Below are 26,934 nucleotides of genomic sequence, written 5' to 3' on the forward strand. Positions count from 1 at the left end.
AAACAATAATAATCCCCCACCATTTGGTGAAGGGGATTAACTAAAACTACAAAAAATGTTTTATTATCTTCATTATTCAGTTGGAGAAGGGAATCTTGCCGCTTCAAAGTGAACAGTATTCAAACCATTAACATTTTGTACAATTACGCCAGCAACACTACTCTCAGTAAAAACTTCAACTGAATCCCCTGCTTCTAATTGAAGAATAGAAGTTACTGAAACATCATTATTAAAAAATACCCCTGTCCCAAAGAAATCATTATCTATCGCTATTGCTGGATTTCCATTCACACGAATTTCAACTCTAGCTCTGTAATTTACATTAAAATCATTTGGAGAGAATGTTATATTTCCTAGTACACTATATACTCCTCTAGTCTTCGGAATAAAAATAGATGTTGCTGGATTATATTCGTTCGCTAGATCAAACTGTTCATTTTGAAATAATACTTTAACAGAAGTATTTTCCGGAACAAGTTGATTCATTGTATTAACAGCTCTAAATGCAGACGCTCTTACAAGCTTTTCTTTCTTATCATCACAACAATTCACTTTTACATACTTTCTATCACATTGACTATTTTTTCTAAAACAATCATGACTTTTCTTTTTATAACCTTGACAATACTTACAGTAATAGTATGGCGTAGTAAATCCCCCCTTAAATTTATGATTACATAATATGTAACATAGATTAGAATCGTTTGGAAAAACTGATACTATTTTTAATAGAATAAAAAAACCCCTACCATTTCGGCAGGGATTATCCTTTATCTTCTGTATACTCGACTTTATTTAATTGGTGAAGGGAATCTTGCCGCTTCAAAATGTGAGCCGTCTTCCGAAGTGCTTAAAACTCCGTCTATGCTACTTTGTGCATACACCTCAACTTGGTCTCCTTCATCCAATTGAATGATCGTCGAAACACTTACTACATTTCCAAAGCTTATTGGACCGAAAAAGTCATTATCTATAGCTATTGCTGCGTTTCCATTCACACGAATTTCTACACGAGCTCTATAATTTAAGCTAGAATTGTTTGGAAAAAAACCAATCGTTCCAATAATAGAGTAAACCCCTCTAGTCTTCGGAATAAAAATAGACGTTGCTGGATTATACTCATTTGCTAAATCAAATTGTTCATTTTGGAACAATACCTTTACAAAAGTATTGGCAGGAACCGTTTGATCCACCGTATTTCTAGCTCTAAATGCTGATGCCCTAATAAGCTTATCCTTGTTGTCATTACACTTACTAGTGTTCTTACAACAGCCATGCAGTTTCTTTTTATACTCTTTACAAGACATACTAGTTCCCCTTTCATGCTTATTACTACATATTATGTAAGAGGTATTCGTAATGTTTGGACGAGCTATTGCTTAAGCCCTATACTTACGCCCTATTTATATACACGTGAGCGAAAAACTTATCAACAACACCACAGCCTAGATGCATATTGCTCTCTATTCAAATTTGATAGGTTCTTCTCTTATCTATTTTACTTACTATACAAAAAAAAGAGCGAATCTACATCCGCTCCTTCCCTCATATTTACGGCGCAAAGCTTATCATCCAACCTAGCATAAATCCAAATACAGCAAATAGTAGCATAAAAACAAATAAACTACATGCCCACAATGCATATTTTCGACTTTTTCTTTTTGTGATCATGCCTACGACTGAACATAACAATCCAACTCCAACTATTTGCCGAAAACCTTCGTCTATAAATGTTTCTTGCATAAGCAATATAATGTTTAAATACAATAACGCTAGAAATGCAATAATTAATGAAATAATCCCCATCCACGTTTCCTTTTTATAACTATGATTCTTTCTTTTTTTTAAGAATGCCAATTCCATAATCTCGCTTCACCTACTTTCAAGTTTCTAACTTTTTCATGACTCATTAATTTTTCAACTTCTCCTTTAGGTCCAGTTACAACTGCTCCGTATGTTTTTACCCCATTTTTTTCAAGGAAAGAAATACGCTTTGACAACTCTAAAGTTTTCGCTCTAGATAGCTTCACCGCTAAATCTTCATGCTTCTGTAATGACTTTAACACATCAATAAATTGTTCTTCATGAGGTGAATCACTTGAAAAAGGACCACCTAGACTTGAAATTATATCTGCCGGAAAACCAATCGGTGCAACATACATACCCTCATCATTCTTTTGCTTCTCCTCTAGTCCTGTATTCACGGCATACCAAACAATATCAATAGTTGGAAACATGTTCGTTACCTCTTGTATACTTAATAATTCTCTAAAAGATACAAATGCTTCTACAACAGATTCTTGCGGAAGACCTTTTAATACCTGCGCTTCTTCGCTACTACTATAAGACACATTATAATTATTAGGGTGAGACAATACCTCGTTATCTACGTATGAGATTTCTGGAATTTTTTCATCTGTTGTATATTCACGGCTTACTTTCGTTGCTCTACTTAATAAATAATCTGTTTTCTCTTCTCCTATTCGAATATCTTTCTTTCCTACCCTTTTATACAAATCAAAATGCAATTGTAAACTAAGCGGTAACAACGTTTGCTCCATGTCCCTTTCTTTCATAAATACATTTGGTTCTGTTACACTTAACGTTTGATTTACTACATTCCGTATCTCCATCGCGTTTGTAGGTGCCAATGTATAATAAAAGAGTGTAGATATATATATAATAGGTTGAATAAGTAATAACAAAGTAAATACAATCAAAACATTCGTAATACGCGCTCTTTTTTTACCTATTTTCAACACTTGCTCCTGTTTTCCATCAGGAAGAGAGGCTGGCCTTTGATGAAGAGCTTCTTGTAACAATTCTTTATAATCATCTTGTTCAGAATGAGGTTTATCATTTGTCATTTTGACTCTTTTCCTCCTTTAACAATTCTTTTAATCTCTTTCTCCCACGAAATATATGACTTTTATAAGTGTTTAACTTTAAATCTAATACAGAAGCACCCTCTTCGTACGTTAATTGATGTACGTCACATAATAAAATAGCTTGTGCCTCTATCACCGGTAAAGTATGAATAATCTGAATTAATTTTTCGTAACTATTTTTTGCGACTACATACTCTTCTGTAGATTCCCCTGCTTGTATTGTCTCTAATTCCTCCGTTCCTACAAACGTTACTTTTTTCTCTTTCCTTACAAAATCAATAAACGTATGATATGCCACTTTAAAAAGCCATGATTTTACCTTTTGGTTTTCATAGTCTTCTAGATAAAGATACGCCCGATAAAAAGTCTCCTGCATCAAGTCCTCCGCTACGTGATGACTGCGAGAAAGGGAAAATAAATACCGGTACACATCGTTTATATAAACTTTATATATTTCTTCAATCTCCATCCCCCTCCTCCTTTCATATATAACACGAATAAACAAATTAAAAAGTTGCATTATTTTCCCTTTTTATTTTTAAAAATATTTATACATTTTAATAACTATTTACAATTATAAACAAAATATAAGATGTTATGGCTGTAAATATCCTTCAAAATGGGAAAAATCGGTTAGGATGTTCTTAGTAAGTTAATAGTTATAAGACATTCGTCCTGTACGATATAACCGCAGATAGGACTTCATTGTTGCATCTAGGCCTGGTTCGCCTAAGTAAATGTTTATGTATCCTTTCATACAAAACAACTAACCATCATTTGTTATGATAAGATAATTCCTATTCTTTCTTTAATCGGTTTCTTCTCACAAAAAACTCAACTTGTAGTATGTACGGGGATTATCTCATGGATTATTTACAAATTATATGTGGGGACTATTTGACGCTTACATAAACACAATTTCATCCCCCTCAATTGTACCCGCCATTTGTAAGCAATAAGACTCACACCTCAAAATTCGGCACAGTTAGGTGGGAGCCGTGTTGCCCGATTGGTAAGAGCTAATAATCAGTTTGGAACCTGCTCCCAACTAATAAAAATTTTTCTTTATAGATTAAATACAGTTCCATATGGGATAGTAAGAAAAGAACTTCCATACGGTGTGATTTGATGTACTGGGTAAAAATACTCCATGGATGAATAATACGGCTGTATACCTTGTTGCTGCATTTGCATTTGTTGTTGCATTTGTAACGCTTGTTGAACAGCTTGAACTGTACTTTGTGCTCCGCTAAACGTTATTGATGTACCATATGCTGGTCGAATATCTGCTTGAGAAGCAAAATATGAATAAAACATTATTTTCAACCCACTTCCATATAAGTTATTACAAAATATATTATGATTCTTTATTTTAGGAAGTGCTAAAACCTAGTACATTAGCTTTTAGTAAGTTTTTCATTATAATTATTTCTTTTAATATCTTCAATTATTAAACGTAAATGAATTATTAAAGGAGATTATATAAAATTACAAAATGAATAATCTTAAATAAAATTCTATATGGAGCTGCATTAGATCTTAACTTAATTAAACTTAAAATTATCACCTTATCCACCCTTTACAATAATACTAGTCTCATAAGGACACATCCATTTTGTTGACATATACTTTTAAAAAACATTCCTGGATATTTCACATATAACTTATGCTCATAAACACTTAAATCTAGAAACAAATATTAATTATCAAAACATACTTACTATTTTCTTTTTTTAAAGGAGGTAATTATAAAATATAATAAAAACTCAAACGATCCGTGCGAAAAGTTCCAATTCCTCTGTTTTATTTCTATATCCCCTTGTGATCAAACTAATTGTTGTACACCTGTTTTTTTCTCATTTTCTCAGCAACAAGAATTATTGTCCCTAATTAACCAATTAAATCAAGCTATCTTTTCTTTTTTCACTACACCAAACCCAACAACGATACAAATACTCCAATCATCATTACAGGCGTTAAATGATTTATTAATTGCAGTACAACCAAATACTCCAAATAAAAGTTTAGTTATACGAACTATAACTCAATTAATCAATTCCTTGCCTACTGCATCACTTACTCAAATTTCTGCATTGTTTCAATTTTTATTCCAAAACTTATCTTCACTTATTAGTTGTTCAAATATATCAGACCCTCTTCTGCAGCAAACGTTCAACTTAATTTTGCAAGGAATATTGAATAGTTCGCTATTAAATATTATTGGAACACCGGGACCGACTGGACCTAGAGGAGCTCAAGGATCTCAAGGTGTGCAAGGGATTCAAGGACCAGAAGGGCTCGCAGGTGCAACTGGACCTCAAGGCGTGGAAGGAATTCAAAGGCCGGAGGGACCACCAGGACCGGAAGGACTCGAAGGGCCGACGGGACCGGAAGGACTCGAAGGGCCGACCGGAAGGACTCGAAGGGCCGACGGGACCGGAAGGACTCGAAGGGCCGACGGGACCGACGCGGCCAACCGGACCTGCATGTAATTTCCTTGTTTATGTTACAAACGCAGGAGTTATAGATGATCCTACCGATGATACAGTATCTGTAATTAACACCGGAACAAATACAGTTGTAGCTACAATTACTGTAGATAATGCACCTCTCGAAGTAACCGTTTCTCCAAATGGAACTCGCGCTTATGTTACTAATATTTTTTCTGATACCGTCTCCGTTATTGATACTTCTACAAATTCGGTTATCGCTACCATTCCTGTTGGAAGCGACCCGATTGGTGTAGCTGTTTCTCCAAATAACACAACTGTTTATGTTGGAAATCACGGTAATAATACGGTTTCTGTTATTAATGCTGCTACTAACACCGTCATTGATACAATTCCTGTTGGTAACGCTCCGCAAGGAATCACTATTTCTCCAAATGGAGCTTTTGCATATGTTGCAAACGAATTAAGCAACACAATTTCTGTTATTAATACTGCTACAAATACAGTTAGCGCTACGATTCCTGTTGGTATTCGCCCTAGGATAATCGTCTTTACACTAGATGGCACTCGTGCCTATGTCACAAATCAAAATAGCAATACGGTTTCTGTTATTGACACCGCTACTAATTCCGTTATTAATACAATTAACGTAGGTACTGAACCGGTCGGTATAGATATTACACCAGATGGCACTCGTATTTATGTTGTAAATAAAGTTAGCGATAATGTATCGGTAATAAACGTAGCAACAAATGCAGTAATCGATACAATTCCTGTTGCTTTATCCCCGGATCAAGTAACCATCATACCAGATGGCACTCGTGCCTATGTTACAAACCAAGCTAGTAATACTGTTTCTGTTATCAATACTGCTACAAATACGGTTATAGATACGGTACCAGTAGGTGTTGCTCCAACTGGTATAGCAACCGGAACTATTTTTTGTGCTCCTTAAAAACTTCATATTCATAGCAGACCCCTGTACGTGCTTCGTGTTAATCGCAATATACATATGGAGGGGATATTATTCGACTCATTACATTTTTCTTATGTATACTTCTATACATTTGTTTGTAAAATCCATTGTATTAAAAGAAGTAACCCAGTATCTTTACGAGCTTAAATAGAGTCACAAATTATCTATATCACGCTCTAATCTTATTTTCCTAACCTCCTATTCATCACCCCCTAAAATTTCACAAAATAAAAAAGCAGCTGTTAAGCTACTTTACATTCATTTTATCCCCAAGAGAAATGATAAATATATTCTCCCGCTACACTTTGATTAATCCCAATAATTCTAGCAAACCTCATTAAGTCCGCACCCTGAAGAAAATACATCGCAAGCATTACTGGTACTTGCGACCACATAAATTGATAAAACTCCTCGACTCTCTGGTTTGTTGAAACAATTAAATCATTTACAGGCCCTTGATTCCATACAGAAGTACTAACTGAACGAAACGGAAGATCTTTCCCATTAACCACTATTCGCGCTATACTTTGAGTTATGTCCACATCAATTCCCTCCATCATTACAAAAATCGGACCTGTGCATTTACTCCTTTCTTTATAAATATTCTTAACCTTCATAAATGTCTAAGGCAAACCTCTATTTTTGCTTATATTCAAATGAATTTATTTCACACAGTAAAATTTCAGTATTACTCTCCTCAACTTCCGTATCATTTAGATCATGTACACCCTTATTCAACTTTACAATTCGGTATACAAAATTACATATCTTATTATCTCAATATCACTTTATTTACTACAAGTTGATAAAAAAACATTCTAACCAATTGATAAATCAACGTTTGTAATTTAATTCCTTATTTTAAATCCCACCTTTTTATTTTTAAACACTATATCCGAATAATTACATTGGGATTTCTTGTTGTATACACATCTATCTTTTTCAGGTATTATATACGAGAAGAGTAAGGTAAGAGTTACTCTTTGCCATTTTAGGAAAGGTCCTGTTGGAAACAACAGGACCTTTTTTCGTGTTAGCAATACGCAATAAGAAACACAAAAGCCACGACACTCACGCACCTTGGCTAAATATATAAAATTAATTGGTATTTCCGGATCAACGTTACAGTAGCCTTTGTACATGAACATTGGTTTTTCTAGCATCTAGTGCACCTCCTTAAAAATGCAGGATTTCCCTTTTCAATATCGAATTAGTAATGTTTGGAAAGGGGGTGTAACATGGCGGAAATTAAGGTGGGACTTACACAATTTTTAGACTTCACACTGAAAAGTAGTGCAGCAAAAACAAATTTTGTAAAGAATCTAAAATCTCAACCTGAATATCACCCAGTTTTTGATTACTGGAAACAATTACGAGAAACTGTTATTAAATTTCATAAAAACGAACTACCTTTTGAATGTTTTGAAACATTAATACAAACTGTTGACCAGAAGAAAAAGCAAAACTATATTGATGTTATAAAGCAGTACAAAAAATTTATTAAAAACAAAGACGTCTCTTGGTTTGATCCAGGTAAATCACATTGGTTATCAGATAATTTAATCGTCCGCTCATCACCTGAACTTGGTTTGCTCATTAATGATGAGCCGCATCTTATTAAACTGTTTTTCAAAGGAAAAAAAGAACGAATTGATAAATATAATATCAACTCAACACTGACATTATTAAATGAATCAACATTTTCAAATGAATATAACGATGTGAATTATACAGTCCTTAACATCCAAAAGAACAGAATGTATACGAATAACTCTATTAATAATGATCATTTAATAGCTCTTGAATCAGAAGCTCACCAGCTTTGTTATTTATGGAATAAGATGTAAAGGGTATATTCATTTCTTTCAATACCTTGTTCATGCGTAATTTGGGCACATTTTTCACAAACCCAATTCGTTTCGTTTAATTGAAGCTCACCTTCTTGTTTCTCAGAAACAATGCAGGGTGGGCGTTTTTTGAAAATAGTTTCTTTACCCATTTCAACATCCTAATTCCCCTCTCTGAAAAAATAATATAATGATTTCTTTCTACCACATCTACATTAACCGCCTGACTTCTTAACCACTGAATAATTCCTCAGATGTTCTTACAATCTCTTTCGCGTTCCACATCGTGTTTTTCTTTCACTCTATACAGTGCATCTTGTTACTCGCACTTCTTTCGCCCACATTACTTTATTTGATTGTGATTGTTGCTGGAACTCAGCTAACCCCGCCCTAATCTCTTCTCTCACAACTTCACGAATAAGTTCTTATAACGATTCCTCTAAATTCATACCTGCATCTCCTACATCATTTTTTAAATTTCCTGCTTGTTGTTCAATTCACTCATAAAATTTATGAGTAATGATCATCCACCGTTTACTTTCTCTAAGTGCCGGAAAGAGATTGCTTGTTTTATCCGACATTACATTACTGGCGCTTCATAAACATCTCCTACAAATATCTGAGGAAAAGAACGTTATAGCAATGGCTAACATGAATACAATTTGATTTACCCTACTTATAATAGTAAACTTACAATTTCAGAAGTTTGACACAGCTCATGAAAAAGCTTATAAAGAAAAGTGAGGTTCCTAATATTCGTTTCTAGGATTTAAGGTGTATATCCAAAAATCGCAAATGAATGATCAGGACATAAAAGAGTAGGGTCACATTTGATACCTACTCACATGTTCTACCAAACCTACAAAAAAACAGTCGAAGATTTTGCAAACAATTTATTTCAAAAAACTAATGTTTGCAATTACGGATTTTGCATAAAAATACTAGCATATCCGTGTGACATTGAGAGGAGTCAAAAACATGAAAGAAATCAAATCTGAACAGGAATTCAAAGACATCATCGCAAGCGAGGAGCCAGTAGTTGTTAAGTTCTTTACTACATGGTGCCCAGATTGCGTGCGCATGGACAACTTTATCGGCGATGTAATGGAAGAGTTCAATAAGTTTGAATGGTATTCTATTAATAAAGATGAGTTCCCAAGTATCGCTGAAGAGTATCAAGTAATGGGTATTCCAAGCCTGCTTGTATATCAAAATGGCGAGAAGCTAGGCCACTTACATAGTGCTAACGCAAAAACTGAAGAGCAAGTTACTGAGTTTTTAGAAGCATACTAAGATAAAAACCCTCTGAAAAATATTTTTCAGAGGGTTTTTATCTTTTTTCACAATTATCTTTCGTAGTTGTTTCGTCATTTCTTCAGAAGTGTAGTATACAGTTTCTTCATGACCAATGTACATAATTACACTCCTTTTCCCTTCATCTCTGAGGTATAAATGTATACCTTTCGTATCACTATTTCCATATGTAATTAGTATATCGTATTGTGGTATTTCACCTCTTCTCTTTTGTTTTTTCATTTCATTTAACAGATTATTTGTTTGTCATCTATATTCATAAAATATTTGTCATTCAATCCACCATAGCCTTTTTAAAAGTAGCTATTGATAATTTTAAAATATGATACTCCTGCCTATTTTCATTGTTTGATGAATTGCATCCTGTAATTATAAGAATAATACATAGTAAGAAAAGTAAACGCTTCTTCATCCATCTAACCTCCTACCCTTACATTGTAAATAAACTCCAATTAAGTTCACACCTTAACTTTGCACTTTACAACATATTTTTCCTTCGCGAAACTTTGTTATCCACTTCTTAAAAAGCTATAAAACGTCAACAATGTTTGTATAGACCCACACGAGTTTCGTTTGGTACTCTATTTATAGAAAGAAATTCCTTGTAGAAAGGTGAGTGATTAAAATGGATACTCTTTCTCATAAAGAAGCTGATAAAGGTGCTATTGTCAGCATTATGGCCTACATATTTTTATCCTCTATGAAAATCATCATCAGTTATATTACCCTCTCTAGCGCATTACGTGCTGACGGTTTAAATAACTTAACGGATATCGGTGCTTCTTTAGCGATATTAATTGGTCTAAAAATCTCTCGTAAACCTCGTGACCCAGATCATCCATATGGACATTCACGTGCAGAACAAATTGCATCACTTGTTGCTTCTTTTATTATGGCAACGGTCGGATTAGAAGTTGTTATTAGTGCCATTCAATCTTTTTTTAATCCGAAACAAGCAGCGCCTAATGTTCTTGCAGCATGGGTAGCCTTATTTTCTGCTGTCGTTATGTACTGTGTGTATTTGTATACGAAAAAGATTGCAGCACGGACAAAAAGCAAATCATTAGAAGCCGCTGCAAAGGATAATTTATCAGATGCTCTCGTAAGTATTGGTACAGTAGTAGGTATTGTTGGTTCACAGTTCCAAATGCCTATTTTAGATCCTATAGCCGCTTTAGTTGTCGGCCTTATTATTTGTAAAACTGCATGGGAGATTTTCGTAGAAGCTTCTCATATGCTAACGGATGGAATTGATCCAGATAAGATGGAAGAGTATGCTGATGCTATTGAACATATTGGTGGCGTGGAAAACATCGTAGATATTCGCGCTCGTATGTATGGGAATCAAACGTACGTTGATATTACGATCGAGGTTGATGCTCGTATGGATGTTGGTGAAAGTCATTGTATTACTGACAACATCGAGGCTATGCTTCGGAAAAATTTTGGCATTTACCATGCACACATTCATGTTGAACCAATGGAAAAAGAACCTATTATGACATAGGTTCTTTTTTAATGAACGTTTTATGAAATATAACACATAAAACGAGCCAGCTACCGCCCGCTGCCCATCCCGCTAATATGTCAGATGGATAGTGAACGCCAAGATATATTCGGCTAACTGAAATAGATAATACAACAAAGCTCGCTATAAAAATAATCAACAATTTTTTATGCAATGTAATACGCTCTTCTGTAATCGTGACGTATGCAATAAAACCTAAAAAAGCAGTAGCATTCATCGTATGGCCGCTCGGAAAACTATATCCAGTTGCAGTAACAAGCTGCGTTACATCAGGTCTTGCTCGTTCGTACCATAGTTTAAGCATACTGTTTAAATAACGAGATCCATAATAATTAATTGTTAGAAGTAATGCACTAAGCAACTTTTTTCTAACGAGAAAATACATTACAAGAATAATGAGTAACGGAAAATATATTCTTTTGGAACCGATAAAAGACACCCAAGTAAAGTAGGCTGTCAAGTAGTCGTTTCGAAAACCTTGAATAAAATGCGCTACTATATTGTCAAATTTCTCAATACAAGCGGTATGATACGAAAGTGATAATACGACAAAACAAATGAGTAGCGTAAAACTTAACAAGTATAAATGTCGATATCGTTTCACATACATAACCTCACTATGCAAAAAAAATGGAGCGGTTGTTTTAGTTTTCCTCTCAATTTCTTTTTTATGCATAGTTTATTAAAAAATATAATTGTTAATTTTTTCTTTCATCATTGGAATATCTTCATTCATTACTGTAAAGCGAATCACTTTCTCGTCAAGATCAAGCGCTTCTGCAAATAAACCTGCTAATCCACGAGATTTTCTGTCAACTTCCATAATAATCTCTAGGCGATCATATGCGCTTGGCAAGATTAATAATTCTAGTTCGTCTAATTTCCCATAATACTCTCCCGAAACAGGAACAAACTCAAATTCTTGTGCGAATGGAACTTGCTTACGTAATCGATACGGTAATTCTTCACATTCTATATGACGCGCTTTAAAACCTAATTGATTTACACTCTCTAACACACTATTTAATAGTGCATTTGGCAACACTTGAATGTAATCACGATCACTTGGATCTATACTGCGTTTAATATCAAGGCCTGTATGCACCCAAACTGTTTTCATTCCAAGTGTAAGCGGTGTTTCAACTGGCATTTTAAATGAAAATGGAATTTCTTTTTTTTCATTCGGCTCAACAGAAAAAGGTTCTGTTAAACGAACTCGCTCTAAATCATATGTTGCTGTTACTTTTTTATCATCCACTTCTCGTACATACGCTGTTGATAACGTTAAGTAAATGCTTTCAATTTGTTGGTTAACTGAACCACCAGTTATATGAACCTTCCCTTGTATCTCTTCTCCAACAATATACTCATCTTTTTCAAGAACTGTATCTACTTTTGTACTACCAATACCAACGCTTGCTAAAAACTTTTGAAACATGGAGCCTCCATCCTTTCTAAAGCAAAAGCTACATCTTTTTTTAAATCTTGTACATTCTCATAGTACGGTGTTTTTATTTGTAACATTCGCATAAGCATTTCACGGTTATAATTTTCCAAAGTTAATTCGTCATACCATGGTTTTTCATGTTTTTCATTAGATTCATAGCCTGCATATAATAAAAATAACGAGAAATGACCAAGCGCATAAAAATCGCTACGAAAGTGAACTTCTCGCATCAAAGCTTGTTCACCTTCATAAGTTGTAGCTCGTTCATCACCCTCACCCTTCAATTTAGCCAATCCAAAATCAATAATACTAATTTGGTTTTCTTTCATTAATATGTTTGGAATGCGTAAATCTCGGTGAATAATGCCTTCACTATGAAACACCGACACAATTTGTAATATTTTATATAAAACCAAAAAAACTTCACGTTCTGTATACACATGCCCATCTAAGAAAATATAATCTTCGAAATTTTTACCCGGCATATATTCCATCACAAAAAAGCTTTTTTTCTCCCATACAAAATGATCATATAACCTAGGAATTGCATGATGATTTAATGTTTGTAAAATCATTTTCTCTTGTTCAAATGATTTTCTACCAGACTCATATCTTTGTTTACTTTGTCTTAATTGTTTTAAGACTTTATATCTATTTATTTGTAAATCATTAACGACATATGTAACCCCATAACTACCCATTCCAATTACTGATTCAATTTTATAACGTTCTGCAACAATTGTATTTTTTCGCAGTGGTCTATCAAATAAAGCTAGTATACGACGCCATTTCATCAGCTACTTGAAAAGAAGCTACGGCTTTTACGTTTTCTTTTATAATGTTGATGCCCATAACCCGATGAACGTCGTTTATAATCGCTACTTGAATAAGAGCGCCCTCTATGGCGATAGTCACTACTCGAATACGAACGATATTTTTTCTTTCCTAATAAAGAATCAATAATTTTTTTGAACATCCCTTCACCTCTTGAGTAAAATTTTCTTTTAATTATACCAATAATTTCTGCCTATATTTGTGACAAGTTTGTAAAGAGTAAAAAACGACGAGTTAAGCCCGTCGTTACTTTCACTCATCTTCTTCATCAAAAACTTCATCAATCATACATTTCTCTAATAAATACTCGAATGTAATATCTGCGAGATCTTCAATTTCCTCTCGTTTTGGAACGTATCCTCTTTCAATTAGTTGCTCATAAAAAAACTCCGCAATCTCTTCCGTATCAATTACGACTTCAATTTCCTTCATGAGCATCACTCCTTTATTTCTGTTTTATGAAAAAATCTCAAAATTATGTATATGAGATTAGAAAAATAGTTTTTATTTTTTATAGGTCATATCATTTGGACGAGATGCATACGATGGTAGTACAAGCTATCAAAAAGGGGGAAATAATTATGGAATACCAATATGAGGTAGAACAAGAAGTAGGGCAAACAAAAGAAGAGTTCATGCATGAAGATCAATGGGCAGACTCTCTTATTAAATGGCTTTTTATTTTTTTAATAATTGTAGGCATACCTTATACTGCATATGTTGTTGTTCAATTCATTCTCTCTTTCTAGTTAACTATTTTTTCTCTGTCAATTTAACTAAATAATTATGAACAACATCCATAACAATTTTGTACTCTTCATCTTTAAATGTATCGAATAACAATTGATAATCGTTATAAATATCAAGTAATCCATCAATGATTTCTTGACGATTTGTCTTAACACTCACTTTTTTTGAGTTATTAATTGACTTTAATTTTCCTAAATCTAATTTATTCATGCCAGCTTTATCTTGTTTCATTTTCTTCAAAATTGCATTTGCCGTCTGAGCATTGGCAAGTAACGTTAAATCTGATTCATCCGCTTCTAACCATTCACCATCCGTAATTCGTGACAATTCATATATTGTATCTTCCCATGCGTCATTTTTATATCTCCATACTTCTGTACGAAAACCAACAATTCGAAAAACATCTTTATCATAACCTGTTACTTGCACGAGATCACCAAATGTGAAATTATAGTTTAATTCAATCCACTCAGTTTCACCTTTTTTCATATCTTGCTCTGAAACGTGCTGCAATGTTTGCTCTACGTAAAATCCATCGTGATTATTGACTTCGTATACGTAAACTCCATCTAAAACCTTCATATTTGTGATTTTACCAACGGTTCCATATAGCGTAATCACGACTATGTCCCCTACGTTGTATTTAGGTTGCTTTTTTCTTGCCATCTATATCTCTCCTTTTTTTGACGTCGTGATTTTGATAACAGTATATGCAACCTACATAAAAACGCTTATCACAGAAGCGTATATTCATAAATTTTTTCAATAAAAAATATCACCACATGAAAATTTATTTACAACGTAAAAAAAGCTAGCAAATAGACTAGCTTCACGTCAAAAATTTCATATAGTTTTTATATCTCTTGTATGTATAAATCCCAAGCTTCATCAAATATAGACATACTTTCTAGCATTCCACTTAACTCTAAGTATGAACTAATTTCATCATAATCTTCAGATTGCTTCGGAAAGCTTAAATCATCATACATTGCCTCTGCTAAATTCGATATTTCATTACTAAATAAAGCTGCACGATGCTTCATCATATAGTGGTAAAATGTCTTTTTCAAAAATATTCCCTACCTTTCTAACTTGGGTACATTATACAAGGCACAAAAGAAAAAAACCAGCATAAAAGCTGGTTAAAAGTCGAAATAATTTCTTTTTAATAGACGTGGTCTTCCCATTAATTCTTCATATGTTAGTTGTTTTGGCAAGTCTTTCGTATAAATTAGAAACAATTGATCTTCTATTTCTTTTACTGTGTGGTCTGATTGATAATCCATACCACATGAGGAACAAGTAATGCATGGTGTCTCTTGGATTTCAATGGCTTTTGTACCATCTGGTAATTCCCAATATACAGTATTCAAGCTTTCTTTCGCTTCTGTACTGTCACACCACATACAATTCATACTGCATCACCCTCAGTTTTTTTGTCGTTTTCTTCTAATTTAGCCATTTGTGCTTGATATTTTTTATCTTTTAATTGGTCGCGCTTATCACGTTTATCTTTTAGTGATGCATGAGTGTCATTATCTTCATAGTCTTTACGACGGCTCATACGCTGTAAATCGTCTGGAACAAGGTTAAATTTCTTATCACTCATAAGACCTGCGATACCAACATCTGAACGTTTTTCTTCGTAGTTTGGATAGATTTCTTTAAAGTACCCTTCTGCTCTTCCTGGAATATAGCTCTCTGGCTCTGGATACGTTGTAATAACACCTTCAAAGTTACGAAGCACAACTTTATCTGCACTTTGTGAGATTAAATAGTTTGGCTGAAGCGCAATTTTGCCGCCTCCTCCTGGTGCATCTACAACGAATGTTGGAACCGCATAACCAGATGTATGACCGCGTAAACCTTCAATAATTTCAAGACCTTTAGATACTGGTGCACGGAAATGACCAATACCTTCAGATAAGTCACATTGATAAATGTAGTATGGACGTACACGGATTTTTACTAAGTCATGCATAAGTTTTTTCATAATCGGAACGCTGTCATTAATACCAGCTAAAATTACTGCTTGGTTTCCGATTGGAACACCAGCATTCGCTAGCATTTCACATGCTAGTTTCGATTCTTCTGTAATCTCAATAGAAGTGTTAAAGTGTGTATTCAACCATACTGGATGGTATTTTTTAATAATGTTACATAAGTTTTCTGTAATACGCTGCGGGAATACTACCGGTGCTCTCGTTCCGATACGAATAATCTCAACATGCGGAATCTCTCGTAAATTTTTTAATACATATTCTAAAATTTTATCGTTAATTAGAAGACCGTCACCACCAGAAATTAACACATCTCGTACTTGCGGTGTATCACGAATGTAACCAATTGCATCATCTAATTGTTTCTTTGGCACACCCATTCCAATTTGTCCACTAAAACGACGGCGTGTACAATAACGACAATACATAGAACATTGATTCGTTACTAAGAATAATACGCGGTCAGGATAACGATGTGTTAGCCCTGGAACTGGTGAATCTTCATCTTCATGAAGCGGATCTTCTAAATCATATTTTGTTTTATATAACTCTTCCGAGATCGGTACAGATTGCATCCGAATCGGACAGCGTGGGTCATCAGGATTCATTAGCCAAGCATAGTACGGTGTAATGTTTAACGGGATCGTTTTTGTTGAAATTTTAACGCCTTCTTCTTCTTCAGGTGTTAAATTAATCACTTTCTTTAAATCATCTAACGTTTTGATCGTATTCGTTAATTGCCAAACCCAATCATTCCATTGCTCTTCAGTAACATCCTTCCACAACTCGATATCCTTCCAGTGACGATTTGGTTTGTATACATCATGTAACATTGCTATTCCCCCTTTTTATACGCTCATCCTTTATATAAGCAATAGTTATGCCAACTTTACTTTTTTGATAAGTAAATGTACGGAGAACCCTACTATATAAGCGAAAAAATATTTTTAAGCACTTTATGAAATCCATACATACTATCATATTCATTACTTTTTATATATGTAAACGCGCTTTTATTGGTGCAAACACACAAAAACCGCCAATTATTCGGCGGTTTTGTCGTACTTACTCAGTTTATATTGAAGCGTTTGACGAGGGATACCTAACATTTTTGCAGCTTGTAATATATTCCCTTCCGTTTCAATTAACGCTTGATCTATTAATTCCTTTTCCGTTTGATGAAGTGCTTCTCTAAGTGGCAATATGCTCTTCTTCTTTGGAAGATTCTCTTTCCGAAATGTACGCGGTAAACAATTGGCTGTTAATGTATCCCCTTCTGCAATAATGACAGCATGTTCAATCGTATGTTTTAGCTCCCGAACATTTCCAGGCCATTGGTAAGCTTGTAGTCTTTCTTTCGCTTCCTGATCCATTTGAAGTACACCTTTTTTATAACTTTTATTATATTCTTTCAAAAAATAAGACGCTAATAATAGTACATCTTCAGTTCTTTCACGTAGCGGCGGAATATATAATGAAAAGACATTTAATCGATAATATAAATCAGTGCGAATTTTATTCTCTCTTAAACATATTTCTGGTGGCTGATTCATTGCGGTAATAACGCGAACGTCTACTTTTCTCGTCTTATTATCACCAATTCGACGAATAACACCATCCTCTAATACACGTAGCATTTTCGCTTGTAAATCGAGAGGCATTGAATTCAGTTCATCTAAAAACAATGTCCCACCATCTACAAGTTCAAATAATCCCGCTCGTTCAATTGCCCCAGTATAGCTACCTTTCGTCGTTCCGAACAATAAACTTTCTAATAGCGACTCTGGTAAAGCTGCGCAGTTTTGCGCAATAAATGGCTTATTCTTCCGTTTAGAAGCTTCATGAATCGCTTGTACAAATAACTCTTTCCCTGTTCCAGTTTCCCCATATATTAAAACATTTGCATCCGTTGGCGCTACTTTTTGTGCTAATTCTTTCGTCTGTTTAAACCGAGCATCATTCGTCACTATCGTCTCAAATGCAACATGTTTTTTGATTGCTTTTTTTCTAGATGATCGCTTTATTTTTGACTGCAAATCTACAATTGTATCTGTGAGTTTTTGAACTGTGGAATAATCCTTTGCAATTTCAACAGCACCAGCAATATTCCCATCTATAATAATAGGTAATGTCGTATTTACTGTACAAATGTCTTCCCCATTTAAATTTTGATAATGCTGAACTTGATGAACGATTGGTTTTTTTGTATCTAACACTTTCATTAACGTACTTGTTTCCCTAGATAAAGAAGGAAACGCTTCTAACAAATGTTTACCTAACACTTTTTCAATTTTTGATCCATCGTGTTTTGCAGCTACAGTATTATAGAAAATTGTAATACCATTTTCATCTACTGCGTGTATAGCCTCATCAATACTGCCCAAAATCGCTTCAATGACTTCTTGTGTCGAAACTGCTAGCAATGTCATCCCCCCTCTTGCCGAAAATCCAGCAATAACATGCCGGATTTTCAGCATACCTATGTGCGATTATAAGCATGACGATTCTGTTCTATTTTTATACCGTTCTATTTAGACAAATCTTTTGCCCATATATTCATATCTTCCAACTTATCAAAAATGTAGCAATTGTTCGCCAACCTTCCTGTATACGTATAACCTAACTGATGAAAGGCCGCATTCATTCCGAAAGAAAGCGATCGAGCAATTGTATAGGAGCAAAAAATGGATTTTTCTTGAAGTTCTTCTTCTAACTTGATGAGTAAACTTTTCATAAACCCATGTTTACGATATTCGGGTAAAGTAGCACAATTCGTTAATTCTGCATTTCCTTCCTTAATATTCATTTCTGCAGACGCTGTACTAATTATTTTCCCTTCAAATTCATATACGTAGTAAATGGTATCGTCTTCTTTCATCGTTTGTAATACATAACTCGCCTCATTTAAAGGAGTCGGATACACTTCAAATACTTTTCCAAAGACAGCTGCTAATTCGTCCGCATCCTCTTCTGTCGCTTTTCTTAATAGAAATTTCTCTGGGACTATTTTTTCCTTTACTTCTTTTGCTCTTACACCGCTAAAAATGGTATCTTCCTCAGCCCAATGAATACTGTTTCGTCTTTCATCATTATTAAATTTTACGAAGAAGTATGCATCATGGCCTTGAAAATAATGTGGTATTGTTGCTTCTAATAAAAAACCGAAAGAGAGCCATGTTGAAACATGCTCTCCCTTTCCTTTAATAATACATTTAGTGAAAGAATGTTTCTCTGCTAATTCGTCAATTGTTTGGATAATCCTCTCAATATTTCCTGTGTAGTGGTCTACTCGAATACGTTTATTAAAATAGTCCAAAACGCCTTCTATTGTATAACCATTCGTCTGTTCTCTAAAAGATTCATAGTATTTCATTTTTTCACCTCACACCAATCTAGTAATGTACATGCAATAATTTTTGCGGCAGCTATCATTTTATCAACTTCTATATATTCATTTGGATAATGTGCTACTTTCGTCTCTCCTGGACCAAATACTATCGTTGGTACATTGGCGATTTGTGTAAATAAACCTCCATCAGTCCCCCACGGAGATGCTTCAATAATTGGTTTGTTCCCTTCGATTTCAACAAAGTTATGCTCGAGTGTTGTAATTAACTCATGATTTTCTTCTAGTTCTCCAGGAACCCATCTCGCTCCAAACCATTCTACTTCTACGGGATTTTCAACAAACCAATTGTCCACATCATTTAATTCAGCGATCCAATTCTCGAACTCTTCTTTTGCTGCCTCTATAGTCTCATTCGGCGCAATACCACATCTTCCTTCTAAAATTAATGAATCAGGAACAGAACTTGGCCAGCTCCCACCTTCAATTTTCCCAATATTAATTGGAATCGGAATCGGGATTTCTTTAAATAACGGGTCTGTAATTCGGTCATTTCTCTTCTCTTCCAATTTTCTCAAATGCTCTACAACAAACATGCTTTTTTCAATTGCACTTACTCCTTCATAACGTGTTCCACCGTGTGCTGCTTTCCCTTTCACATGTAGACGAAACCACATGGACCCTTGTTGTTTCGGGAAAAACTTCATATTTGTTGGTTCTGGAATAATGACACCATCTGCTTTATATCCTCGTAATATAGTCGCTAATGTTCCTGCCCCGCCGCTTTCTTCTTCAATTACACTTTGAAAATAGATATCTCCATTTAATTCAATACCAGATTCAATAATGGCTTCCATCGCAAGCATAAGTGCAACATTGCCACCTTTCATATCCGTTGTTCCACGACCATATATACGATTCCCTATCTTCTCACCACTATAAGGATGATGGTCCCACTGATTCACATCTCCTTCTGGTACAACATCAATATGCCCATTTAATATCATAGATTTTCCATCGCCGCTTCCTTTAAGGGTTGCCACAATATTCGGGCTATCTGAAAAACTTGTACGCGGTGATACAAAATAAGGATGATCTTTCATTTTAGAAAATGAAGGTTCCCAAATATCAAGATCTAAACCTAACTCACGTAATTTTTCAATCACAATTGCCTGCGCACCACTCTCATCACCAGATACGCTCTTTTCTTGAATTAATCGCTTTAAAAATTTTACGCTTTCCTCTTCATGACTCTCAATATAATCACAAACTTGTTTTTTTAATTGCTCCATATATTACATCTCCCCTCATTCAATTACTAGTAAGTTAGAGCCAATTTTAAAATCAGCTTCTGTATGTTGTTTTATATCTTCCACTGTGTATGGACTCATCAACTCTTGTAAAATGAGTCCACCCTGCGTCACTTCCATAACTGCCATATCGGTAATAATTAAATCTACACATCTCTTTGAAGTTAATGGTAATGTACACTCCGAAACAATTTTTGCATTTCCATATTTATCGACATGATTCATCACAACAACGACCCGCTTCGCTTTTTGTGCCAAATCCATCGCTCCCCCAATACCTGGAACGCGTTTTCCTGGAACAATCCAGTTTGCTAAATCACCATTCTCACTTACTTGTAATGAACCAAGAATCGTTATATCTAGTAAACCTTTTCGAATCATCCCAAACGCCATGCAACTATCAAAATAACTCGCTCCTGTAATAAGAGAAGTCGGTAAACCTGCTGCGTTACATAAGTTTTCGTCTTCATTCCCTTTACTTGGCGTTGGTCCCATACCTACAATTCCATTTTCCGCATGAAACATAACGTTTATATCGTCAGGCAAATGATTTGGTACAAGCGATGGTATACCAATACCTAAATTTACAATCATGCCATTTTGTATTTCTTTCGCCGCACGTCTAGCAATTTTATCTCTCACTTCTACGCCCATACCCATTTCCAATTCACTCCTTCCGACGGTACGATATAATTTACAAATACTCCTGGGACAACAATTTCTTCTGGATCTAAACTTCCAAGCGGAACGATTTCTTCTGCTTCTACAATCGTTATATCCCCGGCCATAGCAACGTGAGGATTCATGTTACGAGCACTCTTATCAAACACAAGGTTACCGAACGGATCCGCTTTCTTCGCATATACAATCGCAACCTCAGCCGTTAATGCTGTTTCAACTAAATATGTCTTACCATTCATTTCAACTGTACGTTTTCCCTCCTCTACAATCGTATCAACACCAACATCAACTAATACGCCACCAAGTCCTACACCACCAGCACGAATACGCTCTGCTAATGTTCCTTGGGGAGAAAACTCGATTTGTAACCTTCCTTCGTTTAGTTGTCTTCCTGCATTTGGATTTGAACCAATATGAGAAGTAATTAATGATTTTACTCTTTCATTCGTAACGAGACGACCGATTCCTACATCAGGAAATCCAGTGTCATTTCCTATTAAATTTAAATTTGTAACTTCTTTTTCTAATATCGCCTGTATTAAAGATGGAGGGGATCCAATCCCCCCAAACCCTCCAAACATTAATGTCATATCATCGTGGAACAAAGAAATTACTTCCTCTATCTCTTTTAATTTATCGAATGTATTCGTAATAGTTGTCATGCGATACTATGCCCTCCTTTTTGCATCATTTCTTCTACACTTTTTGCAAAAATTGAAAGTAATTCATCTAACTCGGAATATGTAGTTGTCATTGGCGGTGCCACAAGCAGTGCACTATCTTCTTTTCCTGCTTGCCCTGAAACAGCTTGGTATAAAAGAAGACCATTTTTAGCTGCAACCGAAATAAGTTCTGACGCCTTTGTAAACGGTTGCAACTCTACTCCGATCAGCAACCCTTTTCCGCGCACATCAGCAATGATTGTCGATTGTTGCTGAACTTTCTGTAATCCTTTTATTAAATACTCTCCCTTTTCTGCTGTTTTTTCAGGTAGATTATGTTTCTCCATATATTCAATAACAGCTAGAGCTGTTGCTGCAGATAATGGATTTGCACTTAACGTATGCCCACTCATAACAGAACGTGATCCGCGTAAAATCGGTTCCATAACACGGTCACTTACAATCGTCGCTGCCATCGGTGTATACCCAGCCCCTAAACCTTTACCAAGGGTCATAATATCCGGTTCTACACCCCAATGCTCCATCGCAAACCATGCGCCAGTACGACCAAGCCCAGTCATTACTTCATCAGCAATAAATAAAATATCGTAATGACTACAAATATCTTTAATGACTTTATAATATTCTTTCGGCGGAACGACTGCGCCTCCAGCTGCTCCAATAATCGGTTCAGCGATAAAAGCTGCAATATGTTCTGCACCAATTCTTTCAATTGATCTTTCTAGTTCAGTCGCACAAGCAAGCTGACAAGTTGGATATACCTTTTGCACCGGACATCTAAAACAATATGGAGCTGGAATAGTTGGATAATCTTCTAAAATTGACACGAAACGTTGTCTGCGCAGTGGATGCCCAGACATTGATAAGGCTCCCATCGTAATACCGTGATAACTCATCCATCGTGACATAATTTTATGCTTCCCTTGAATACCTCGCTCTTGAAAATGCTGAATTGCAATTTTCATAGCTGTTTCATTTGCTTCCGTACCACTATTCACAAAAAAGCTCCAGTTCAAATCTCCTACACTTAAATCACTTAATTTCTTCGCTAATTTTTCAGCTGGTTCACTCGTAAACTGTGATCTATAAACGAAAGCAATCTCCTCTGCTTGCTTTCTTATAACATCTGCAATCTCCTTTACGCCATGCCCAATACCTGCCGTAATTGCTCCTGACGAGCCATCAAAATATTTATTTCCGTTTTGATCATACAAATACACACCTTTTCCATGTGAAATCATTGGATACGGCTGACCAACAAGTGGTTTAATTAAGTAATCGCGCATAGCGCTCCCCCATTTCTCCAATTTGTATATATATATGAAGAAAATTGACGTTTCTTTCATAAAAAAGAACCCTCTGCGAAAGCAGTGAATTTATCAAAAAACTATTATAAAATATACAAATGAGTGCTAAATATAGTTTTGAAAACAGAAAATTCAGAACTTAAAACGAAGTCCAACCCTTATCTATACGCTCAAATAACCCTCCTTTATATAAAATAAACGCTTCACTAAATATTTTCCTAACATAATGCCAGCTTCCCTCAAATGCCGACATTGTGTAAACTTCGACGAAACTCCCTTTAAACTCCTTCCTATTATCTTACTTTACATTGCATATTTTCAAACAAATTTCGACAAGCGATTTTACTAAATGGATAACAATTATTTTTATAAACAAAAACATCTAACATATAGTTCCCTCCATTTCATGCAATAAAAAAAGAACCGATTAACCACATTAATCAGTTCGGCACGACGCTCTTTTATCGGTAAATACCGTCACTTGCTAACGTAAATAGTAAAAATAATATTACAAATGCAAAATTCATCCTACAGCCTATAGCACAAAATCGTCCATAACTGCATTCATAATTCCTTTCGGGATATCCCCATCCCAAGATTTCATTCCTTTCCTCATATTCAAACTACCTTTCCTTTATAATTTATGTAGGACAATTATCACTTTGTATGTGTATTTGCCCATAATTTAAAAAATCCCTAGTTTCCTAAGGATTTTGGGACATGTTTTCGATATGTCAATTGATGCGCTCTTAAGGTTTTTTATTTCAAAATACACATTGCCGATACATCATCACCCAATATAGTTGATATATTGCTGTGTCCTCTAGAAATTTATAACTCTCATTCACCTAAACTATACTTATCCATAAGCAATATTTTTTATTGATTTTCAACTTTTCTCCTTTAGAAAAACAATTTTTTGCGCATAACCTCTTTCTTGCTAAGCATATAGTTTTAATGATGACAAAGGAGGAATGTTCATGTCTCAATCTGAAATTGAAAAATATGGACAAGAAGCTGCACGTTACGAACAGCTCGCTCGTTACTATCAATTTAATAATCCAAAAAAATATGTAGACCTATATATGAAATATTACGATGCGCTTACGAAACTAGTACAGGCATATGAAAAAAGAGATTCACAAGAAGCTGCTTTACCGTCACACATAAGGTTTTTTCACTCTGCTTCAAATACACCTGCGGTTGACATTTTAGTAAACGGACAAAAGGTTATTAAAAATATTTCATTTAAACAATTCAGTCCCTATTTAACATTAGTACAAGGTAAATATCGTATAGATATCGTTCCTGTCGGAAAGGAAACTCCTATCTTTTCAGCTTTAGTACCGATAATGGGAAATCACACTTATACTTTTGCCGCAATAAATAGTGATAATCATCTACAATTACAACCTATGCTTGATAATACACATTTACCAGCTGGTCAAGCAAAAATACGCTTTGCACATTTTTCTCCAGATACCCCTGTTGTAAATGTAGATTTAAAAGGTGGAGATCATTTATTTGAAAATGTACTCTTTAAACAAATAACAGATTTTTTAGAAGTTAGCCCTGGTACTGCAGATATTGAGGTTTCACTTGCAGATAATCCAAGCATTTTGTTAACTATACCGAATTTCAAAGTCGAACCGAACATTATTTATACCATTACCATAGTAGGTTATTCGACTAAAGATCCTAAATTAGAAACCGTTATACTTACAAATTAAAACAGTCTACACCATTCATTTGGTGTAGACTGTTTATTTTTGAAATTCAATTTGAAATTCTGTCCACTCGTTATCTGAACGGCACATGATGGACCCATTATGTTTTTCTACAATTTGTTTACATACAAATAACCCAATACCAGTTCCTAACTTTTTAGTAGTTACAAATGGTTCAAAAATTGTTTCTACATTTTCAGCTGGAATCATTGGCCCATTATTTTTTATCACAATTCGGATCGATTGATCTTCTTCAAATACATCAATGACAATTTTTCGTTCTTCTTTCATTGATTCAAGAGCGTCAATTGAGTTCATTAATATATTTAAAACTACTTGTCTCACTTCACTCCGATAACCAACAAGCGGAATTGGATACGGCAAATTCTTTTCAATCGAAACATTTGCATTGACCAAACTCGGATATAAGAACTGTATAATATCTTGAAACAAGTCATTAAGCCAAAATCGTTCTGATTCATTCCACATTTCTTTTTTCGATACGAGTAAAAATTGCGAAATACGAAAATTTAATTGGTCTAATTCATGCGAAATAATATCTAAATACGATAAACTAGGATGATCTGCCTTTAATAATTTGACAAATCCCATAATGGAAGTAAGTGGGTTACGAAATTCATGTACAAAACTAGCTGACATTTGCCCTAAAATCGTCAGCCTTTCTTTATGTGTTTCGTTAATATATTGCTGTTTTTCCTCTAAATTTTTTGATATAATTTCCGAGTATTTTAAAACAGTATAATAAATTAATTTGTCAAAACAAGTATGTATTTGAGCCATAATTGGTTTCAATTCACGTGCGCTAACATCTAATTCACACATCGCTTCGAAAAGCTCATTTCTTCCCACATTTGCATTATAAACAAAATCACCAATATTCGCATCTGCTCCTGCACGTTCAATAGCAATTTTCTCGCATAATGGCTGAAGATAATCTATATCTTTTTCTTCCATAGTAAGTTCGATAATTAACTCTAATAAATCCTCTCCATTTTGAACTGCTTCTAGTTTAAATGGATCTTTATCGGAAATTATCATTTTGTTTTTCCAGTTCTCAACGAATTGGTGCCTGTTGTTTTTCAAGTGCGAGCAAAATACTTCTTTAATATCCTTATCGATTGGAAAAACCCCCATTCCCTCCATTTCCATGCGACGAACACCCTTTATATTTTGAATATTAACACAAAAAACGCGATTCGTTAATAGATTATTGTCACATTTTGTTAATATGTGTTGATAAAATTTTTATGACTTTATTATTTGTTTAGATTGATACTTACCATTTTCCTTCCTTTCATTCAAAGTTTTTTACATTTGATGAGACTTTTTTTGCATCCTGCTTCATTCTTTCGTACAATAGAAAATGAAAGGTGTGAAAAATATGGTAAATAAAAATGTGGAAGATTATCTCCAAGAAGGCATTTACGGCCAAAAGCAGAACAAACCAGAAGAACGTAATATGTATTTAACTACATTACGTGAGCGTGTAGAAATCGCTTTAACTATCGGTCAAGTAATGCAAAGTAATGTATATTCTGAAGTAGCTAGTAGCATGCGCTCTTCTCAATCATTACAAATATTCCTAAATGGTGGCATTGCTTACCCACATTTATCAAAATACATTAAATTAGCGAATGAAAAAAATGTTCCTTTCACAATTGTTCAAAATAAAGGTACAGAAACACCAATCGGTTTAGTATTATCTCATAGCACTGCTGTTGACAAAGAACAAATTTATGTAGAAGATGCTATTTTCAAACAAGAAATGAAGTAAAAGGTACACTTGATTAAATGAAATCGTTCTGAGAAACGTAAAACAATCAAT

At 34.6% G+C, this 26,934-nt stretch carries 32 protein-coding genes and 3 pseudogenes; 8 read left to right on the forward strand and 27 right to left on the reverse strand.

Annotated features, from left to right (window positions below):
- Positions 1-72: 72 nt before the first annotated feature.
- The 6 genes from QCI44_RS16810 to QCI44_RS16835 form a co-directional block, all read right to left on the reverse strand.
- The gene (locus QCI44_RS16810; RefSeq protein ID WP_050582714.1) at positions 73-684 is read right to left on the reverse strand and encodes a hypothetical protein; all 612 of its coding nucleotides are present in this window, start codon (positions 682-684) and stop codon (positions 73-75) included.
- Positions 685-791: 107 nt separating this feature from the next.
- A complete protein-coding gene (locus QCI44_RS16815) occupies positions 792-1,307 on the reverse strand; it encodes a C1q-like domain-containing protein (RefSeq protein ID WP_016134411.1) in 516 nt (171 codons plus the stop codon).
- Between the two features lie 244 nt (positions 1,308-1,551).
- The gene (locus QCI44_RS16820; protein ID WP_016134410.1) at positions 1,552-1,863 is read right to left on the reverse strand and encodes a hypothetical protein; all 312 of its coding nucleotides are present in this window, start codon (positions 1,861-1,863) and stop codon (positions 1,552-1,554) included.
- Entirely contained in the window at positions 1,845-2,867 is a 1,023-nt protein-coding gene (locus QCI44_RS16825) for an anti-sigma factor (RefSeq protein WP_016134409.1), read from the reverse strand. Before QCI44_RS16825 ends, QCI44_RS16820 begins: the two co-directional genes overlap by 19 nt.
- Complete coding sequence (locus tag QCI44_RS16830) at positions 2,857-3,357, reverse strand: sigma-70 family RNA polymerase sigma factor (RefSeq protein WP_088084230.1); 501 nt, start codon at positions 3,355-3,357, stop codon at positions 2,857-2,859. The genes QCI44_RS16825 and QCI44_RS16830 overlap by 11 nt, the downstream gene beginning before the upstream one ends.
- A 596-nt stretch (positions 3,358-3,953) precedes the next feature.
- Complete coding sequence (locus QCI44_RS16835; protein WP_016088001.1) at positions 3,954-4,205, reverse strand: DUF3947 family protein; 252 nt, start codon at positions 4,203-4,205, stop codon at positions 3,954-3,956.
- Between the two features lie 431 nt (positions 4,206-4,636).
- On the opposite strand from QCI44_RS16835, the pseudogene QCI44_RS16840 reads away from it, so the two are divergent.
- A pseudogene (locus QCI44_RS16840) lies at positions 4,637-6,293 on the forward strand (YVTN family beta-propeller repeat protein).
- Positions 6,294-6,577: 284 nt separating this feature from the next.
- Here the strand turns inward: QCI44_RS16840 and QCI44_RS16845 are convergent.
- A complete protein-coding gene (locus tag QCI44_RS16845) occupies positions 6,578-6,931 on the reverse strand; it encodes a hypothetical protein (protein WP_033659685.1) in 354 nt (117 codons plus the stop codon).
- A 231-nt stretch (positions 6,932-7,162) separates the two neighbouring features.
- Complete coding sequence (locus QCI44_RS16850; protein ID WP_098561037.1) at positions 7,163-7,477, reverse strand: hypothetical protein; 315 nt, start codon at positions 7,475-7,477, stop codon at positions 7,163-7,165.
- 75 nt (positions 7,478-7,552) lie between these two features.
- Between QCI44_RS16850 and QCI44_RS16855 the strand changes: the two genes are divergently transcribed.
- Positions 7,553-8,161: a hypothetical protein gene (locus tag QCI44_RS16855; RefSeq protein WP_016134405.1), complete on the forward strand. Its 609-nt coding sequence runs from the start codon at positions 7,553-7,555 to the stop codon at positions 8,159-8,161.
- On the opposite strand, the gene QCI44_RS16860 is transcribed toward QCI44_RS16855, so the two are convergent.
- Together QCI44_RS16860 and QCI44_RS16865 are read right to left on the reverse strand one after the other, a co-directional pair.
- Complete coding sequence (locus QCI44_RS16860) at positions 8,140-8,313, reverse strand: hypothetical protein (RefSeq protein ID WP_176539379.1); 174 nt, start codon at positions 8,311-8,313, stop codon at positions 8,140-8,142. The two genes, QCI44_RS16855 and QCI44_RS16860, sit on opposite strands and share 22 nt — an antisense overlap.
- A gap of 177 nt (positions 8,314-8,490) precedes the next feature.
- A pseudogene (locus tag QCI44_RS16865) lies at positions 8,491-8,580 on the reverse strand (helix-turn-helix domain-containing protein); the annotation flags it as partial.
- Positions 8,581-8,722: 142 nt separating this feature from the next.
- Between QCI44_RS16865 and QCI44_RS30650 the strand changes: the two are divergent.
- Together QCI44_RS30650 and QCI44_RS16870 are read left to right on the forward strand one after the other, a co-directional pair.
- A pseudogene (locus QCI44_RS30650) lies at positions 8,723-9,075 on the forward strand (site-specific integrase); the annotation flags it as partial.
- 64 nt (positions 9,076-9,139) lie between these two features.
- Positions 9,140-9,454 carry a thioredoxin family protein gene (locus QCI44_RS16870; protein WP_000658777.1) on the forward strand — a complete coding sequence of 105 codons (315 nt, stop codon included), beginning with the start codon at positions 9,140-9,142 and terminating at the stop codon, positions 9,452-9,454.
- Between the two features lie 295 nt (positions 9,455-9,749).
- Here the strand turns inward: QCI44_RS16870 and QCI44_RS16875 are convergent, their stop codons facing one another.
- Positions 9,750-9,887 carry a hypothetical protein gene (locus QCI44_RS16875; protein WP_016134402.1) on the reverse strand — a complete coding sequence of 46 codons (138 nt, stop codon included), beginning with the start codon at positions 9,885-9,887 and terminating at the stop codon, positions 9,750-9,752.
- Between the two features lie 213 nt (positions 9,888-10,100).
- Here QCI44_RS16875 and QCI44_RS16880 point away from each other — a divergent pair, with 213 nt between their 5' ends.
- Positions 10,101-10,982, forward strand: a complete 882-nt coding sequence (locus tag QCI44_RS16880; protein ID WP_016134401.1) for a cation diffusion facilitator family transporter — start codon at positions 10,101-10,103, stop codon at positions 10,980-10,982.
- Here the strand turns inward: QCI44_RS16880 and QCI44_RS16885 are convergent.
- The 5 genes from QCI44_RS16885 to QCI44_RS16905 form a co-directional block, all read right to left on the reverse strand.
- Positions 10,972-11,607 carry a phosphatase PAP2 family protein gene (locus QCI44_RS16885; RefSeq protein ID WP_016088009.1) on the reverse strand — a complete coding sequence of 212 codons (636 nt, stop codon included), beginning with the start codon at positions 11,605-11,607 and terminating at the stop codon, positions 10,972-10,974. The two genes, QCI44_RS16880 and QCI44_RS16885, sit on opposite strands and share 11 nt — an antisense overlap.
- A 78-nt stretch (positions 11,608-11,685) precedes the next feature.
- Entirely contained in the window at positions 11,686-12,441 is a 756-nt protein-coding gene (locus tag QCI44_RS16890; protein ID WP_016088010.1) for a sporulation protein, read from the reverse strand.
- The gene (locus tag QCI44_RS16895) at positions 12,423-13,244 is read right to left on the reverse strand and encodes a serine/threonine protein kinase (protein WP_016134400.1); all 822 of its coding nucleotides are present in this window, start codon (positions 13,242-13,244) and stop codon (positions 12,423-12,425) included. Before QCI44_RS16895 ends, QCI44_RS16890 begins: the two co-directional genes overlap by 19 nt.
- Complete coding sequence (locus QCI44_RS16900) at positions 13,244-13,426, reverse strand: hypothetical protein (RefSeq protein WP_016088012.1); 183 nt, start codon at positions 13,424-13,426, stop codon at positions 13,244-13,246. The genes QCI44_RS16895 and QCI44_RS16900 overlap by 1 nt, the downstream gene beginning before the upstream one ends.
- Before the next feature lie 110 nt (positions 13,427-13,536).
- Positions 13,537-13,716, reverse strand: a complete 180-nt coding sequence (locus QCI44_RS16905; RefSeq protein WP_000658451.1) for a YozD family protein — start codon at positions 13,714-13,716, stop codon at positions 13,537-13,539.
- Positions 13,717-13,865: 149 nt separating this feature from the next.
- On the opposite strand from QCI44_RS16905, the gene QCI44_RS16910 reads away from it, so the two are divergent.
- A complete protein-coding gene (locus QCI44_RS16910) occupies positions 13,866-14,033 on the forward strand; it encodes a DUF3930 family protein (RefSeq protein WP_000456535.1) in 168 nt (55 codons plus the stop codon).
- Positions 14,034-14,037: 4 nt separating this feature from the next.
- On the opposite strand, the gene QCI44_RS16915 is transcribed toward QCI44_RS16910, so the two are convergent.
- The 10 genes from QCI44_RS16915 to QCI44_RS16960 form a co-directional block, all read right to left on the reverse strand.
- Positions 14,038-14,700 carry a hypothetical protein gene (locus QCI44_RS16915; protein WP_000101496.1) on the reverse strand — a complete coding sequence of 221 codons (663 nt, stop codon included), beginning with the start codon at positions 14,698-14,700 and terminating at the stop codon, positions 14,038-14,040.
- A gap of 188 nt (positions 14,701-14,888) precedes the next feature.
- Positions 14,889-15,104, reverse strand: a complete 216-nt coding sequence (locus QCI44_RS16920) for a YozE family protein (RefSeq protein ID WP_016134399.1) — start codon at positions 15,102-15,104, stop codon at positions 14,889-14,891.
- Between the two features lie 72 nt (positions 15,105-15,176).
- A complete protein-coding gene (locus tag QCI44_RS16925) occupies positions 15,177-15,449 on the reverse strand; it encodes a YokU family protein (protein WP_002119088.1) in 273 nt (90 codons plus the stop codon).
- Positions 15,446-16,867: a lysine 2,3-aminomutase gene (gene kamA / locus QCI44_RS16930; RefSeq protein WP_016088014.1), complete on the reverse strand. Its 1,422-nt coding sequence runs from the start codon at positions 16,865-16,867 to the stop codon at positions 15,446-15,448. The genes QCI44_RS16925 and kamA overlap by 4 nt, the downstream gene beginning before the upstream one ends.
- Positions 16,868-17,077: 210 nt before the next feature.
- Positions 17,078-18,463 (reverse strand): arginine utilization transcriptional regulator RocR, encoded by a 1,386-nt coding sequence (gene rocR, locus QCI44_RS16935; RefSeq protein WP_080117995.1) that lies wholly within the window; start codon positions 18,461-18,463, stop codon positions 17,078-17,080.
- Between the two features lie 98 nt (positions 18,464-18,561).
- Positions 18,562-19,407: a putative beta-lysine N-acetyltransferase gene (gene ablB / locus QCI44_RS16940; protein ID WP_016134397.1), complete on the reverse strand. Its 846-nt coding sequence runs from the start codon at positions 19,405-19,407 to the stop codon at positions 18,562-18,564.
- Positions 19,404-20,672 carry a peptidase gene (locus QCI44_RS16945; RefSeq protein ID WP_016134396.1) on the reverse strand — a complete coding sequence of 423 codons (1,269 nt, stop codon included), beginning with the start codon at positions 20,670-20,672 and terminating at the stop codon, positions 19,404-19,406. The genes ablB and QCI44_RS16945 overlap by 4 nt, the downstream gene beginning before the upstream one ends.
- A gap of 15 nt (positions 20,673-20,687) precedes the next feature.
- A complete protein-coding gene (locus tag QCI44_RS16950; protein ID WP_016088018.1) occupies positions 20,688-21,350 on the reverse strand; it encodes a CoA transferase subunit B in 663 nt (220 codons plus the stop codon).
- Positions 21,335-22,033, reverse strand: a complete 699-nt coding sequence (gene atoD, locus QCI44_RS16955; protein WP_016134395.1) for an acetate CoA-transferase subunit alpha — start codon at positions 22,031-22,033, stop codon at positions 21,335-21,337. Before atoD ends, QCI44_RS16950 begins: the two co-directional genes overlap by 16 nt.
- Positions 22,030-23,340, reverse strand: a complete 1,311-nt coding sequence (locus QCI44_RS16960) for an aspartate aminotransferase family protein (protein ID WP_016088020.1) — start codon at positions 23,338-23,340, stop codon at positions 22,030-22,032. Before QCI44_RS16960 ends, atoD begins: the two co-directional genes overlap by 4 nt.
- Positions 23,341-24,341: 1,001 nt before the next feature.
- Here QCI44_RS16960 and QCI44_RS16965 point away from each other — a divergent pair.
- Complete coding sequence (locus QCI44_RS16965) at positions 24,342-25,091, forward strand: DUF4397 domain-containing protein (protein WP_016134394.1); 750 nt, start codon at positions 24,342-24,344, stop codon at positions 25,089-25,091.
- 33 nt (positions 25,092-25,124) lie between these two features.
- On the opposite strand, the gene QCI44_RS16970 is transcribed toward QCI44_RS16965, so the two are convergent.
- Positions 25,125-26,258: a BA2291 family sporulation histidine kinase gene (locus QCI44_RS16970; RefSeq protein WP_080117997.1), complete on the reverse strand. Its 1,134-nt coding sequence runs from the start codon at positions 26,256-26,258 to the stop codon at positions 25,125-25,127.
- A 232-nt stretch (positions 26,259-26,490) separates the two neighbouring features.
- Here QCI44_RS16970 and QCI44_RS16975 point away from each other — a divergent pair, with 232 nt between their 5' ends.
- Positions 26,491-26,883 (forward strand): YueI family protein, encoded by a 393-nt coding sequence (locus QCI44_RS16975; RefSeq protein WP_000247572.1) that lies wholly within the window; start codon positions 26,491-26,493, stop codon positions 26,881-26,883.
- Positions 26,884-26,934: the final 51 nt, after the last annotated feature.

Origin of the sequence: Bacillus cereus group sp. RP37 (genome assembly GCF_040459695.1) — a bacterium.
Lineage (GTDB): Bacteria > Bacillota > Bacilli > Bacillales > Bacillaceae_G > Bacillus_A.